Genomic DNA, 12,411 nt, shown 5'->3' with positions numbered 1-12,411 from the left:
ACATCGACGAGGAAAGATTCATGCGGATCCTGGTAGTGGGCGCGGGTGCGCTCGGCGGGTATTTCGGTGGCCGGCTGCTCGAGGCAGGCAAGGATGTCACCTTCCTGTTGCGTCCGCGAAGGGCGGCGCAACTCGCGAAGACCGGCCTGGTGATCAAGAGCCCGAAGGGCGACCTGGCGCTGCCGGCGCCGCCTTCGGTGCAGGCCGATGGCATCGAAGGCCCCTTCGATGTCGTCGTGGTCGGCTGCAAGGCCTACGACCTGGCAGAGACGATGACATCGTTCGCGCCCGCGGTCGGACCCGAGACGGCCATTCTTCCCTTGCTGAACGGCATGCGCCATCTGGACGAACTCGGCAATCGCTTCGGCGCCGAGCGCGTGCTCGGCGGACTGTGCATGATCTCGGCGTCCCTGGACGACGAGGGCACGGTGCTGCATCACAACGACATGCACGGCCTGACCTATGGCGAGTTGAACGGCGAGCTTTCGGCCCGCGTGCAGGCCCTCGTGCGCGCCTTTGCCGGCGCGAACTTCGATGCCCGCGCCTCCGGCAACATCCTGCAGGACATGTGGGAGAAGTGGATGTTCATCGCCTCGGCCGCCAGCATGACCTGCCTGATGCGCGGCACCGTCGGCGACATCGTGCAAAGCGGCGGCACCGATGTCGCGGACGCCATGGTGGACGAGTGCGCCGCGATCCTGGCCCACAACGGCTTTGCGCCGCGACCGGAGTCGCTGGCACGCGCGCATGCGATGCTGAAGGTCAAGGGTTCCTCGATGACGGCGTCGATGTTCAAGGACATCGAACGCGGTGCCGCGATCGAAGCCGATCACATCGTGGGCGACTTGTTGCGCCGCAGGGCCGACGGCGGCGAACGGGTCACGCCGCTGCGGATCGCCTGCGCTCACTTGCTGGCCTACGAGGCCCGGCGAGCGCGGGAAGCGAACCGCGGCTGATCGGCTACTTCAGCCTGCAGAAGGGCCAGCCCTCGATACCGGCCCAGATGCAGGCCCGAATCCATGCGACCACGATCTGCGGGTCCTGGGCTTGCGGCACGGTTGTCATCTTGATCAGCATCACGGCCTCCGTAGCGGTGTGGAGCGAACTCCCATGTGTGAAGGTATAGCGCCGTCGGCGCGACGGCGGCAGCAGTCGCCAGCCTGAGACGGCGTGGGCCGCAGCGCGGGCCGGCTGTACGCCGTTTGTCGGTTGCGGGCCGTCGGTCGCGGCTGACAGGCGTCGGACGCCTTCGCCTGCCTCAATGCCTGGCGCTTTCCACCACGCCGGCGCCGCGCACCTCGAGCCTGATTTCGTCGGCCACCTGGCCGCGCGCGTCGATCAGCTGCACCCGATGCCGGCCGGGCCAGGGCAGCCATTGCGCGCTGGCACCGCGCGCCAGGGGCTTGCCGTCGATGCGCCATTGCACGCCGCGGCCCTCGGCCTCGAAGCGCACGCGCTGACGATCCGGCGGGATGTCGGGGTCGAGCGCGAGGATCGTGCCGTCCGCCGGCGCCGTGATGCGCGGCGCCGCCTGCGCCGCCGACGCTTCGGGCGCGATCGCGAACAGGGGCTGCTCGGTGCCGGCGATGAACCACTCGCTGCGTGCCGCCTCGAGCGCATCGCCGAAGTGCACCTGCGCCTGCAGCATGCCGGCCGGCGGTGTCGGCGCCCGGCTCGGTTCGTTGCGATGCAGGAACGCCATCGTCTGCGCCCAGACCGGCGCGGCCCCGCTGGTGCCGCTCACGTCCCACATCGGTGCGCCGCTGGCGTTGCCGACCCAGACGCCGACCGTGTAGCGCTCGGACCAGCCGATCGCCCAGTTGTCGCGCATGTCCTTGCTGGTGCCGGTCTTCACGGCACTCCAGAAGCGGGTGCCGAGCACGCTGTCGAGGCCGAAGGTGCGGGCGCGGGCGTTCGGGTCGGCCAGGATGTCGCCGACGATGAAGGCGGCGCGCGGATCGATGGCGACGGCCTGGCCCCTGCCGGTGGAAGCCGGCCCGGGCAGGTCGCGGGTGTCGCCGAAGCGCCCGCCGTTGGCGAGCGTCCGGTAGGCGTTGGTGAGCGTCAGCAGCGAGACCTCGGCGCTGCCGAGCGCCAGGCTGTAGCCGTAGTAGTCGCCGCTCTGCGCCAGCGGCAGGCCAGCCGCACGCAGCTGGCGCGAGAAGGCCTCGGGCGAGACCATCACCAGCGTGCGCACGGCCGGCACGTTGAGCGAGGCCGCGAGCGCGGTGCGCACCGAGACGTAGCCCTTGAACTGGCGGTCGTAGTTCTGCGGGATGTACAGGCCGCCGGCGGTGTTGATCTGGGCCGACGAGTCGTCCAGCAGCGAAGCGGCCGTGAGCCTGCGTTCGGCCAGCGCCTGCGCGTAGAGGAAGGGCTTGAGGGTCGAGCCCGGCTGCCGTTGCGCGAGCACGCCGTCGACCTCGGCCGCGCGGCTCAGCGTGCCGGACGAACCGACCCAGGCCAGCACCTCGCCGCTGGCGTTGTCGAGCACCACCAGCGCGCCGTCCTCGACGTTGCGTCCGCGAAGTTCGCGCAGCTGGCGCTGCAGCGCATCGAGCGCGAAACGCTGCAGCGGCGCCCGCAGGGTGGTTCGCAGCGGCCCGGCCGGGTAACCGGCTTCCTTGAGCGCCCGGCGTGCCAGGTGCGGCGCGACGCCTTCGCTCGGATCGAAAGCGCGCCGCTGCAGCGCGGCGCTGGCGAACATGTCGAGCGCCGCGCAGTCGGGCTTGTCCGTGGGCTCCATCGCCCGCATCAGCTCGCAGGCCCGCTGCGCCACCAGCGCGGGCCTGGCGTTGGGCGCTCGCACCAGCGCGGCCGCCAGCGCCGCCTCGCGGGCGTCGAGTCCGTGCGGCGCCTTGCCGAACAGCGTGCGCGACAGGGCGTCGATGCCGACGATCTCGCCGCGGAAGGGCACGGTGTTGAGGTAGGCCTCGAGGATCTGGTCCTTGCGCCATTGGCGCTCCAGTTGCTGGGCGGCGACCGTCTGGCCCAGCTTCTGCGCCAGGCTGCGTCCGCCCCCGGCGCGGTGCAGGTCGTCGTCGAGCAAGCCGGCGAGCTGCATCGTGATCGTCGATGCGCCGCGGGTGCGGGTGTTCCAGAGGTTGCCCCAGGCGGCCGCCGACACCGCGCGCCAGTCGACGCCGCTGTGCGCGTAGAAGCGCTTGTCCTCGCTCAGCAGCATCGCGCTGCGCAGGGCCGGCGAGATGTCGGCCAGCGCGATCCAGTCGCCGCGCCGCACGCTGGTGTCGGTGCGCACGCGCTGCAGCAGCAGGCCGTCGCGGTCCAGCACCGCGCTGTCGGACGGGCGGAAATCGCGCCGGACCTCGTCGAAGGTGGCAAGACCGGCCCAGGCCGGTGCCGCCAGCAGGACGGCCAGCGCGAGGACGAGTGGTGCGGACTTCAAGTCGGTTCCAGTTGCTCCATGTGCCGGCAGATCTCGCCTGGCGTGGTGAACCATATCTCGCCGCGGTCGCGCAGGCCCGCCAGATGCGCGAGCGCGCGGCGCAGGTGCCGCAGCCGGTAGGGCTGGCCGACGATGTAGGGGTGCAGCGCGAGGCCCATCACCAGGGGCTGGCGGCGCGACTGCTCGAGCATCTCGTCGGCATTGTCGATGACCATGGCGGCGAAATCCTTGGCGTCCATCTGGCGCGCGATGATCATCGGGATGTCGTTGAGTTCCTGCGGATAGGGCACCGACCACAGCGTGCGGCCGCTGCGCGTGCGCATGCGGATCGGCTGGTCGTCATGGCACCAGTTGAGGGTGTAGCCGTAGCCGGCCTCGGCCAGCAGGTCGGGCGTCAGACGGCTTTCTGAAATCCAGGGCGACAGCCAGCCGGCCGGTGCCTGGCCGCTTTCGGCCTGCATCCGTTCGCGGCGGTCGGCGAGCAGCGCCGCTTCTTCGCCTTCGGCCATGTCGGCCTGGCGCTCGGAGTTGCTGTGGCCATGGCCGATGAGTTCGTCGCCCCGCGCGACCGAGGCCGCGACCAGTTCCGGGCAGTGGTCGTAGAGCGCGGTGTTGAGCAAGGTGCTCGAGGGCAGGCCGAGGCTGTCGAACAGTTCGAGACAGCGCCAGGCGCCGACCCGGTTGCCGTATTCTCGCCATGAGAAGTTCAGCACGTCCGGATGCGGATGCGCCGGACCGATGCATGCGCCCATGCCCTCGCCGAAGGCGAAATGCTCCAGGTTGAAGCCCAGGTAGACCGCCAGCCGGGCCCCGTTGGGCCAGGCATGGTCGGCCCGCCGGGTGATCGGCAAGTAGTCGAAGCGGCCGTGCGCGGGCAGCGGGCCGAGGTAGCGGGCGGTCATCGGGAATGTCCGGATCGGGCGCCTCACACCGGTCGCCGGGCCAGCAGGGCCCAGATGCCGGCGGCCGACAGCAGCGAGCCGCCGGCGAGGTTGAAGCGCCGCTGCGCGCGCGGCGAAGCCAGCAGGCGCCGCGCCGAGCCCGCGAACACCGCATACAGCGTGGCGTTGAGCGCCGCCATGGAGACGAAGGTCAGGGCCAGCACCCACAGCTGATGCGTCACGCTGGCGCGCGGATCGATGAACTGCGGCAGGAAGGCGACGAAGAAGACGATGCCCTTGGGGTTGAGCGCGGTCACGAGGTAGGTGTTGGCAAACAGCTTCCAGCGCGAGCCGGGCGCGGCGGGCGCCGCCAGCACGGCCGGCGAGATGCCGGCGCGCAGCAGCTTGATCCCGAGGTAGAGCAGGTACAGGCCGCCGACCCACTTGATGGCGGTGAACCAGAAGGCCGAGGTCGCGAGCAGGGCGCCGAGGCCCAGCAGCGAGACGACCAGCGCGGTCGAATCGCCGAGCGCGACGGCCGCCACCAGCGGCACGTTGGCGCGCTTGCCGTGGGCCACCGAATAGCTGATGACCGTGAGGATGGTGGGCCCGGGAATGATCAGCAGCACCGCCGATGCGGCGACGAAGGCGAGCCAGAGCTGGAGGGACATGACGAGGTTTTCCTTTGTGTCGAACGGTCGAAAGGTGCCTTCGACCCGGAGGCGGCGCGAGTACGCCTAGGGACCTTGGCGTTCAAGAATGACTTCCCACAGGGCCTTGGGCTGCTGATAGCGTTCGACGACCTGCTCGTCGGCGCTCAGCACGCGCCAGCCCGAGGCGAACAGCCGGTCGATCGCGGCGCGGTCGAAGAAGCGCTTGGGGAAGCCGTCCACCAGGTAGAAGTTGTCGGCGCCCGCTTCGAGGTCGCGGCGGGCGCCATGATGGAAGTCGCGGGTCGAGTTGAGCCGGCACAGCAGCAGGCCGCCGGGCCGCAGGTGCCGACGGATGCGCTCCACCAGCGCCATCGTCTCGGGCCAGTCGAAATAGTGCAGCGAGAGGCTGGCGACGACCACGCCGACCGTGCCGGCGGCCAATGGAAAGGGCTCGCGGATATCCCGGCAATGGAACTCCGCCGCGGGCACGCGAGCGCGAGCCTCTTCGATGGCTTCGGCGCTGAGGTCGATGCCCACCACCGGCAGGCCAGCGGCGGCCAGCGTCCGGGTGTCGCGGCCGCTGCCGCAGCCGAGTTCGAGAATCGCCGTGCCGTCGGCGTGCGCGACCACCGTCGGCAGCCAGCGTTCGAGCCAGGGGTCGGTTGGGGAGGGCGCAGCCATCGGCGCCTTCGGGCTATGCATCCAGGACCAGCTGCGTCTGCGTGACCACCGCGCACAGCTTGCCTTCGGCCGAGCGGATCGTGGTCTGCCACACCATCGTGGTCCGTCCCCGGTGCAGCGCCAGCGATTCGCCGACCACGGTGGTGTCGACGCGCGCCCCGCCGATGAACTTGGTGCTGGAGTCGGTGGTCGTGGTGCGCTTGCCCTGCGGCAGGTTGATGATCGTGCCGACGGCGCCCAGGGTGTCGGCGAACGCCATGTAGGCGCCGCCGTGCAGGATGCCGCCGGCGGTGCAGAGGTCGGCCCGCACGGTCAGCTCCGCAACGACGCGTTCGGGTTCGAGCGTGACGAGGCGAACCCCCATCAGCCCGGGGAACAGCGGTTCGAGGATCTGCTGTATTTGTTCGACGGTGGGCATCGGTGCGTCCGGTTCTCAGTCTTGGGCACCGAAGCGAACGGCGGTCCGTGCGCGCGCGCGCGCGGCCTCGATCTCGCGGTCGCGCGGATCGGCGGTGGTCACCAGCGATTCGATCAGCGCCCGGGCCGCGGCCGTGACGTCTTCGACCGCGCGATCGAAGGCTGCCTCGTTGGCCTTGGAAGGGCGGGCGAAGCCGCTGAGCTTGCGCACGAACTGCAGCGATGCCGCACGCATTTCTTCTTCGGTGGCGGGCGGCTCGAAGTTGAACAAGGTCTTGATACTTCTACACATCGTTTCTCCATGCGAGAGGGTTCGATCGCGCAGTGTGCGCAAGTTCGAGCGCGAGCTCAACCCCGCGCCACCCCGCTACTTCGCCGCCTCCACCTTGACCCGCGCATTCGGCATCTCGCCGAACATCTCGGGCGCATACAGCGCCTCGACCCGGCTCGGCGGCAGCGCGAAGTCGCCGACGTTGTTGAGGCGGAGCGTGTATTCCATCTTCACGACCCCCTTGGGCAGGTATTCGTAATAGCTGCGGAAGGCCTGGAAGCTGCGTTCCTCGAAGGCAGGCCAGCCGCTGCCGGAACGCTTCTCGCCCTGGGTGGCGATCTGCGAGTCGCGGCCCAGGCCGCCGCCGAGGATGGTGGCGCCGCCGGGGATCGGGTCGGTGATCGCGACCCAGGTCATGTCGGCGCTGGCATTGACCTCGAGGCTCACGCGCAGCACGTCGCCCCGCGTGAAGACGCCCGCCACGGCCTGCTCGACCGGGGTCACGGTCTTCTTGATCGCGTAGCCGGCCGCGAAGGCTTCCTTCAGCGGCACCGCGGCCAGCGACTGCAGCGTGAGCCAGGGCTTGCCGCTGCCGCTCTGCGTGACCAGCAGCGTGTCGTGCCCGGCGGCGGCCGGCCATGGAACGAACATGGTGTTGTTGCGCAGCATGCCGGGCGACGCCGGTGCGCCGAAGGCGCTCGCCTGGTTCGGGGCGCCGCCGGGGTCGCCGGCCTTGACCGGCTCGACCTTGCGCCAGTCGACCTGGGCCTTGGCCGTGCCCAGGGTGGCCGCGGTGATGCCGGTGACCGGCGCGCTCTCGAAACGCTTCGAGAACTTCTCCAGCGCCAGGCCGCCCCAGAGGTTGGCGGTGGTGGTGCGCCAGGCGCCGTTCTGCTGGCGTCCGATGAAGCCGTTCGCCAGTTTGCCGATGTCGTCCTTCCACGCCGGATCGTCCAACACCGCCAGCAGCAGCCGCGCGGTGTTGACGTCGCCGTTGGCCATCAGCCACCACCAGTTGTCGTCCTGCTCGGTGCTGAACCCGAGGCGCGTGCCCTGGAAGCTCAGGCGCGCCCTGAGCACGTTGTTCGCTTCGTCCAGGCGCTGCTGGCGCTGCGGAACGTCCGGCACCCGCCGCAGGATCTGCAGCCAGTCGATCAGCGCGCTGGTCGGCCACTGGTTGGGGGCGATGGTGATGCTGCCGGTCATGCGGCCCTGGGCCTTGCCGTAGCGCGACAAGGCCTCGAGGGCGGCCAGCTTGCGCACGTCGAGGTCCTTGCGCGGGCTCCAGAACTCGCGCTGGATGCGGCCTTCGACGAAGGCGATCAGGCCCTGGACCATCGGTGCACTCGCCGATTCGGGCAGGGCGAAGGCCGGGTCGAGCGCCGCCGCCTCGTGGGTCGATGCCAGCAGGTAGGCGGTCAGGATGTCGCTGCCGCGGTTCGCCTCGCCATCGCGCGGCGGGAAGTAGTTGGCCAGGCCGTCGCCGTCGAGGTAGGTCGGCAGCTGCGCCACCACCGCCTGCCAGCCCTTGCCGTCGCGCAGGCCGATCGACTTGCTGGCCTTCTGCTCCAGGCAGGCATAGGGGTAGGCTGCGAACCAGTCGCGCACGCCGGTCAGGCCTTCGGCCAGGCGCGGCTGCAGCGACATGCGCAGGCCGCCGCGACCGGGCAGGGCGTCCGCGGGCGGGCCGACGTCGAGCGTGAACGGACCGTCGAGCTGCACCAGGGTCGCCTGCTGCACCGTCAGCGGCACCGCCGGCAGGATGCGCTGGCGGACCTTGAGCGCATCGCGCGCCCCGCCGAGCGTGTCGCGGGCTTCGATTTCCCACAGGATCGATTCGGCCCGCGTCTGTGCCAGCTGCGCCGGCGCGGTCACGCTCCAGGCCAGCTCGCGCGCTTCGCCGGCCGGGATCTCGACCGTCTGCGGCTCCAGCGTGAGCAGGGTCGCGCGCGGCGTGGCCTCGACCTTCATCGCGTTGGCCGTGGTGTTGCGCAAGGTGACCTGGGCCCGGAACTGGTCGTCCTCGCGCACCAGTGGCGGCAGGCCGCTGATGATCTGCAGGTCCTGAGTGGCGCGGATCGAGGCCTGGCCGGTGCCGAAGAGGCCGGTGCCGGCGTCGGCCACCGCGACGATCCGGAAGGTCGTCAGCGCATCGTTGAGCGGCACCGTCAGCGTCGCCTGGCCGTTGGCATCGAGCACCACCGCCGGCTTCCAGAGCAGCAGGGTGTCGAGCAGTTCTCGCGTCGGGCTCTTGCCGCCGCCGCCGCCCGCGGGCACGGCCTTGCGGCCGTAGTGCCGGCGGCCGACGATCTCCATCTGCGCGGTCGAGGTGCCGACGCCCCAGCTGCGCCGCTGCAGCATGGCCTCGAGCAGGTTCCAGCTGTCGTTGGGCAGCAGTTCGAGCAGCGCCTCGTCGACCGCCGCCACCGCCACCTCGGCGCCGGCCGCGGGCTTGCCGTCGGGCAGCCGGCCGCTGATCGTGACCTGCGCCTGGCCGCGCACCGGGTAGGCCGGCTTGTCGCTCGCGACCTTGACGTCGATGCGATGCGCCTGCGTGCCGACCCGGATCTCGCCCAGCCCGAGCCGGTAGGCCGGCTTGCTGAGATCGACCAGGGCGGTCGGCGCCACGTATTCCTTGCCCTCGTACCAGAAGGCGGTCCACCACTCGCGCGGCGAACGGAAGCCCCAGGTGAAGAAGCTGTACCACGGCACTTCGCGCAGCCGCCCGCGCAGCGCCAGCACGCTGACGTAGACGTTGGGGCCCCACTCGGGCTTGACCTGCAGGGTCACGGTCGGGTCCTGGCCGTTGAGCTGCACCACGTGGGTCTCGATCACGCCTTCGCGCTCGACCGAGACCAGCGCGGTGGCGAAGCGGAACGGGCTGCGGACCTGGAACCTGGCGACCTCGCCGGGCTGGTAGCTCTTCTTCTCGGGCAGCACGTCGATGCGGTCGTGGTCTTCGCCGCCGAACCAGAGCTCGCCCTGCCGCGTGACGTAGACCGAGCTCGCGGCGCGGCTGTCGCGGCCGTCCTTGTCGGTGGCGCTCGCGATCAGTTCGACCTGTCCCGGCTCCTTGAGCTCGACCTCGCACAGCAGCAGGCCGCGGGCATCGCTCTTGCCGCTGCAGATGGTGCCGATCTCCTTGACCTCGGTCTTGTTGTCGTAGGTGTAGAAGCCGCCCACCATGCGCTTGCGGCTGGTGGTCGTGATGCGGGCGATGGCGCGCACGTTGAGCGTCACGCCTTCCTGCGGCTTGCCCGCCAGGTCGAGCGCCAGGGCCTGGAACCTGAGCTTCTGGCTGGCCGACACCCAGCCTTCGGTCTTGATGCCGGCGATGACCGCGGCCGGCCACAGCGTGTGGGTGCTGCGCAGTGTCTGCACCTCGCCGTTGGGGTCGGCGTAGCTGGCTTCGAGCAGAAGTTCGCGCGGGCTGGCCCTGGCGACCGGGATCTTGTCGATCGTGAGCTTGCCGGCGCCTTCGCGGTTCAGCGTCAGGGGGAGCTTGTCGGCGATCACGCGCGGATCGTCCGCAGGCGCGGTGGCTTCGTCGCTGTCTTTGCTGGGAGGGGCGAAGCTGAAGGCGTCGAAGTCGGGGAAGGAGGGCTGCTTGCCGCGCACCAGAGCCGACACGCGCACCGGCAGCGCCGCCGCGCCACCGCCGGCCACGTAGTTGATCTGCAGGTCGACCGGCAGCGAGCCGATGGCCACCAGCGGCTTGCTGTCGCTCGGCCCGATCCGGCCCTCGAGCACCGGCAGGCGGAACTCCTCGACCCGGAACTGCCCGCTGGCATAGCTGCCCGGACCGCCTTCCTCGGCGCTGGCGCTGCCTTCCTTGCCGCTTCGGAGCTCGACCTGGTAGATCCCGAGCTTGGCCGCCGGCGGGACCGCGAAGCTGCTTTCGCTGCTGAGCCCGCCGGTGGCGGTCTTGCGCCACTTGAGCGGCTGCGTGAACTGCTGTCCGCTGCCGGCATGCGTGACGACCAGCGTGTCGGGCAGCGTCTCGGGCAGGCCGAAGCCCTTCTGGGTCTGCGTGCGGATCAGGTGCTTCATCGAGACCGTCTCGCCGGCGCGCAGCAGCGTGCGGTCGAACACGGTGTGGGCGATCCGGTCGGGCTGCGCCTGGAGGCTGGTCGGCACGTTGAAGCGCCAGGGCTCGATGCCGCGCTGCCAGTCGCTCCAGGTGAAGGCCAGGTCCTCGACGCCTTGCGCATCCTTGGCGCGGGCGCTGACGAAGTAGGCGCCGGCCTCGTAGTCGTCGTCGCTGGCGCAGGAGGGCGCGTCGGGCGAAATGCCGGTCAGGGTCACCAGTCCCCGGGCGTCGGTGCTGCCCCGGGCCACTTCGCGGCCGTCGCAGGTCGACACCCGCACCGCGGCGTTGGCGACCACGCTGCCCTTGTCCAGGGTCGTGACCCAGGCCACCGCGTTCTCGCGGCCAAGCTTGAAATGCACCGCCAGGTTGGTGGCGAGCGCGGAGGTGCGCACGAACATCGTGCGGCCGCTGCCGTAGCGTTCGTCGAGCAGCGCGTCGCCGAGCTTCTGCGAGGCGATCTCGAGCACATGGAAGCCGGGCGTCAACGGGATGCCGACCACCTCGAAAGGCCTCGGGTCGCCGCTGTCGACCTTCGGCATGTCCAAGGTGCGCACGCCGGCCTGGCCACCGAGCAGCGACACCATGCGGGTCTGGATGCTGTCGCGCTCGTCCTTGTCGATCACCTTCGGCAATGCGCCCTTGACGTCGCGCGCGGCCAGCTTGCGCGACACGTTGTAGTTGTCGTAGCGGCGCACCTTGCGGAACCAGGCAATGATGTCGGCGTCGCTCTTCGGATTCAGGTCGCTGACCTGGCCCGGCGCTGGGCCCAGGGTCAGCGCCTGCACCTGCAGGGCCGGCTCGACCCGGCGCACCGTGACCGGCATCAGCGCCACGCCGCCGGGCTCGGCCAGCCGCTCGACCACGCCGAAGGGCGAGGCCGCGAACTTGGCCAGCGGCGGCATCAGGCCGGTCGCGACCTTGAGCGGGAAGCTGTCGGGCGCGGCCAGCGGACGGCCCGACGCATCCTCGAACTTCGGCGGCAGGGTGATCGTGAACGGCGTCTGCTCGGCGAAGGGCCCGGCGAAGCTCAGCGACTCGACCACGCCATCGTCGTCCCGGGCAGCGTTGTCGTCGAACTGCGGCTTGAAGGTCTTGCCGGCGCCGTCGAGCGTGATGGCCGCGGCCAGCTTGCGCGCCACCGGGGCGTTGAAGCGCAGCACCATCGGCTTGAGCGGCAGGCAGGCCGACTGCGCGTTCTCGCGCTCGCAGCTGAAGGAGACCGCGAAGGGTTCGCGCACATCGAAGCTGAGGCGGCGCTCGACGTTGTTGACCACGCCCGAGGGCGTGGCGACGCCCTTGCCGTAGACCAGCTGCACCCGGCTGGCCGGCGGCAGCGTGCGGTTGCACTGCAAGGTCAGGAAGCGCTGCGGCGCCTTGTCGGCGTCCTGGTCGCGCCCGAGCGCCCTGAGCAGGGCGGCGCGCTGCCCGCCGTCGATCTGCCTGACCGGGATGCGCTCGCCGATGCCGCTGGCGGTGCACCAGACGTTCTCCTGCACGCTCTCGGGGGTGGCGGGGCCGTTGAGCTCGAGCATGAAGATCTGCTGCTCGTCGATCTTGCCGTAGCTGGGCTGCCAGTTGCGGATGAAGGGGCCGCCGCTGTTGAAGCGCCAGCTCTCGGGGCCGGTCAGCGCGGCACCGGTGGCCGACTGGAAACCGGCGACCCGCGTGACCGTGCAGCGCACGCCCGGCGGCAGGTCGTTCTCGAAGTCGAAGACCCACTGCCGGTCACCGGTCCAGCGGCCGCTGCCCTTGCCGGCCTCGGCGTCGGCGCAGGCGACGACCAGCGGGGCCGGCGCCTTGGGGTCGCCGAAGCGCACCGCGGGCTGGTCGAATTTGGCGACCACCTGGCGCACCCTGGAGACTTCGCCCTGCGGCGTCAGGCTGGTGATCTGCAGCGCGTGGGCCGCTCCCGCGGCCAGGAAGGCGCTGGCAGCCAGCAGGAAGGCGGGTGTCGTTCGGCTCAAGTTTTTTTTCTCCATCCGGTCCGTAGCGCGTCGAGCGTAGCCCATTTG

General features: G+C 70.5%; 8 protein-coding genes. 1 reads left to right on the top strand and 7 read right to left on the bottom strand.

Going from position 1 to position 12,411, the window contains the following annotated elements; genetic code table 11:
* Nucleotides 1-20: 20 nt before the first annotated feature.
* Nucleotides 21-956 carry a 2-dehydropantoate 2-reductase gene (gene panE / locus AC1DF3_RS17315; RefSeq protein WP_286536915.1) on the top strand — a complete coding sequence of 312 codons (936 nt, stop codon included), beginning with the start codon at nucleotides 21-23 and terminating at the stop codon, nucleotides 954-956.
* Nucleotides 957-1,258: 302 nt separating this feature from the next.
* On the opposite strand, the gene pbpC is transcribed toward panE, so the two are convergent.
* The 7 genes from pbpC to AC1DF3_RS17280 all read right to left on the bottom strand — a co-directional run bounded on the left by pbpC (nucleotide 1,259) and on the right by AC1DF3_RS17280 (nucleotide 12,378).
* Nucleotides 1,259-3,406 (bottom strand): penicillin-binding protein 1C, encoded by a 2,148-nt coding sequence (gene pbpC / locus AC1DF3_RS17310; RefSeq protein WP_478140300.1) that lies wholly within the window; start codon nucleotides 3,404-3,406, stop codon nucleotides 1,259-1,261.
* Entirely contained in the window at nucleotides 3,403-4,308 is a 906-nt protein-coding gene (locus AC1DF3_RS17305; protein WP_478140299.1) for a polysaccharide deacetylase family protein, read from the bottom strand. Before AC1DF3_RS17305 ends, pbpC begins: the two co-directional genes overlap by 4 nt.
* Nucleotides 4,309-4,331: 23 nt before the next feature.
* Nucleotides 4,332-4,958 (bottom strand): LysE family translocator, encoded by a 627-nt coding sequence (locus AC1DF3_RS17300; RefSeq protein ID WP_478140298.1) that lies wholly within the window; start codon nucleotides 4,956-4,958, stop codon nucleotides 4,332-4,334.
* Nucleotides 4,959-5,024: 66 nt separating this feature from the next.
* Complete coding sequence (locus AC1DF3_RS17295; RefSeq protein WP_478140297.1) at nucleotides 5,025-5,621, bottom strand: class I SAM-dependent methyltransferase; 597 nt, start codon at nucleotides 5,619-5,621, stop codon at nucleotides 5,025-5,027.
* 13 nt (nucleotides 5,622-5,634) lie between these two features.
* Entirely contained in the window at nucleotides 5,635-6,039 is a 405-nt protein-coding gene (locus AC1DF3_RS17290; protein WP_286536920.1) for a PaaI family thioesterase, read from the bottom strand.
* Between the two features lie 15 nt (nucleotides 6,040-6,054).
* Complete coding sequence (locus AC1DF3_RS17285) at nucleotides 6,055-6,330, bottom strand: DUF2277 domain-containing protein (protein ID WP_286536921.1); 276 nt, start codon at nucleotides 6,328-6,330, stop codon at nucleotides 6,055-6,057.
* A 75-nt stretch (nucleotides 6,331-6,405) separates the two neighbouring features.
* On the bottom strand, nucleotides 6,406-12,378 hold the full coding sequence (locus tag AC1DF3_RS17280) for an alpha-2-macroglobulin family protein (protein WP_478140296.1): 5,973 nt from the start codon (nucleotides 12,376-12,378) through the stop codon (nucleotides 6,406-6,408).
* Nucleotides 12,379-12,411: the final 33 nt, after the last annotated feature.

This window comes from Variovorax sp. 10N432, assembly GCF_056394465.1.
This window is presented reverse-complemented; position numbering and strand designations above follow the sequence as displayed.

What these genes read in the sequence shown, in the direction of transcription:
- AC1DF3_RS17280 (WP_478140296.1), bottom strand. Translation starts at nt 12,378, where the DNA reads ATGGAGAAAAAAAACTTGAGCCGAACGACACCCGCCTTCCTGCTGGCT.
- AC1DF3_RS17305 (WP_478140299.1), bottom strand. Translation starts at nt 4,308, where the DNA reads ATGACCGCCCGCTACCTCGGCCCGCTGCCCGCGCACGGCCGCTTCGAC.
- AC1DF3_RS17295 (WP_478140297.1), bottom strand. Translation starts at nt 5,621, where the DNA reads ATGGCTGCGCCCTCCCCAACCGACCCCTGGCTCGAACGCTGGCTGCCG.
- panE (WP_286536915.1), top strand. Translation starts at nt 21, where the DNA reads ATGCGGATCCTGGTAGTGGGCGCGGGTGCGCTCGGCGGGTATTTCGGT.
- AC1DF3_RS17290 (WP_286536920.1), bottom strand. Translation starts at nt 6,039, where the DNA reads ATGCCCACCGTCGAACAAATACAGCAGATCCTCGAACCGCTGTTCCCC.
- AC1DF3_RS17300 (WP_478140298.1), bottom strand. Translation starts at nt 4,958, where the DNA reads ATGTCCCTCCAGCTCTGGCTCGCCTTCGTCGCCGCATCGGCGGTGCTG.
- AC1DF3_RS17285 (WP_286536921.1), bottom strand. Translation starts at nt 6,330, where the DNA reads ATGTGTAGAAGTATCAAGACCTTGTTCAACTTCGAGCCGCCCGCCACC.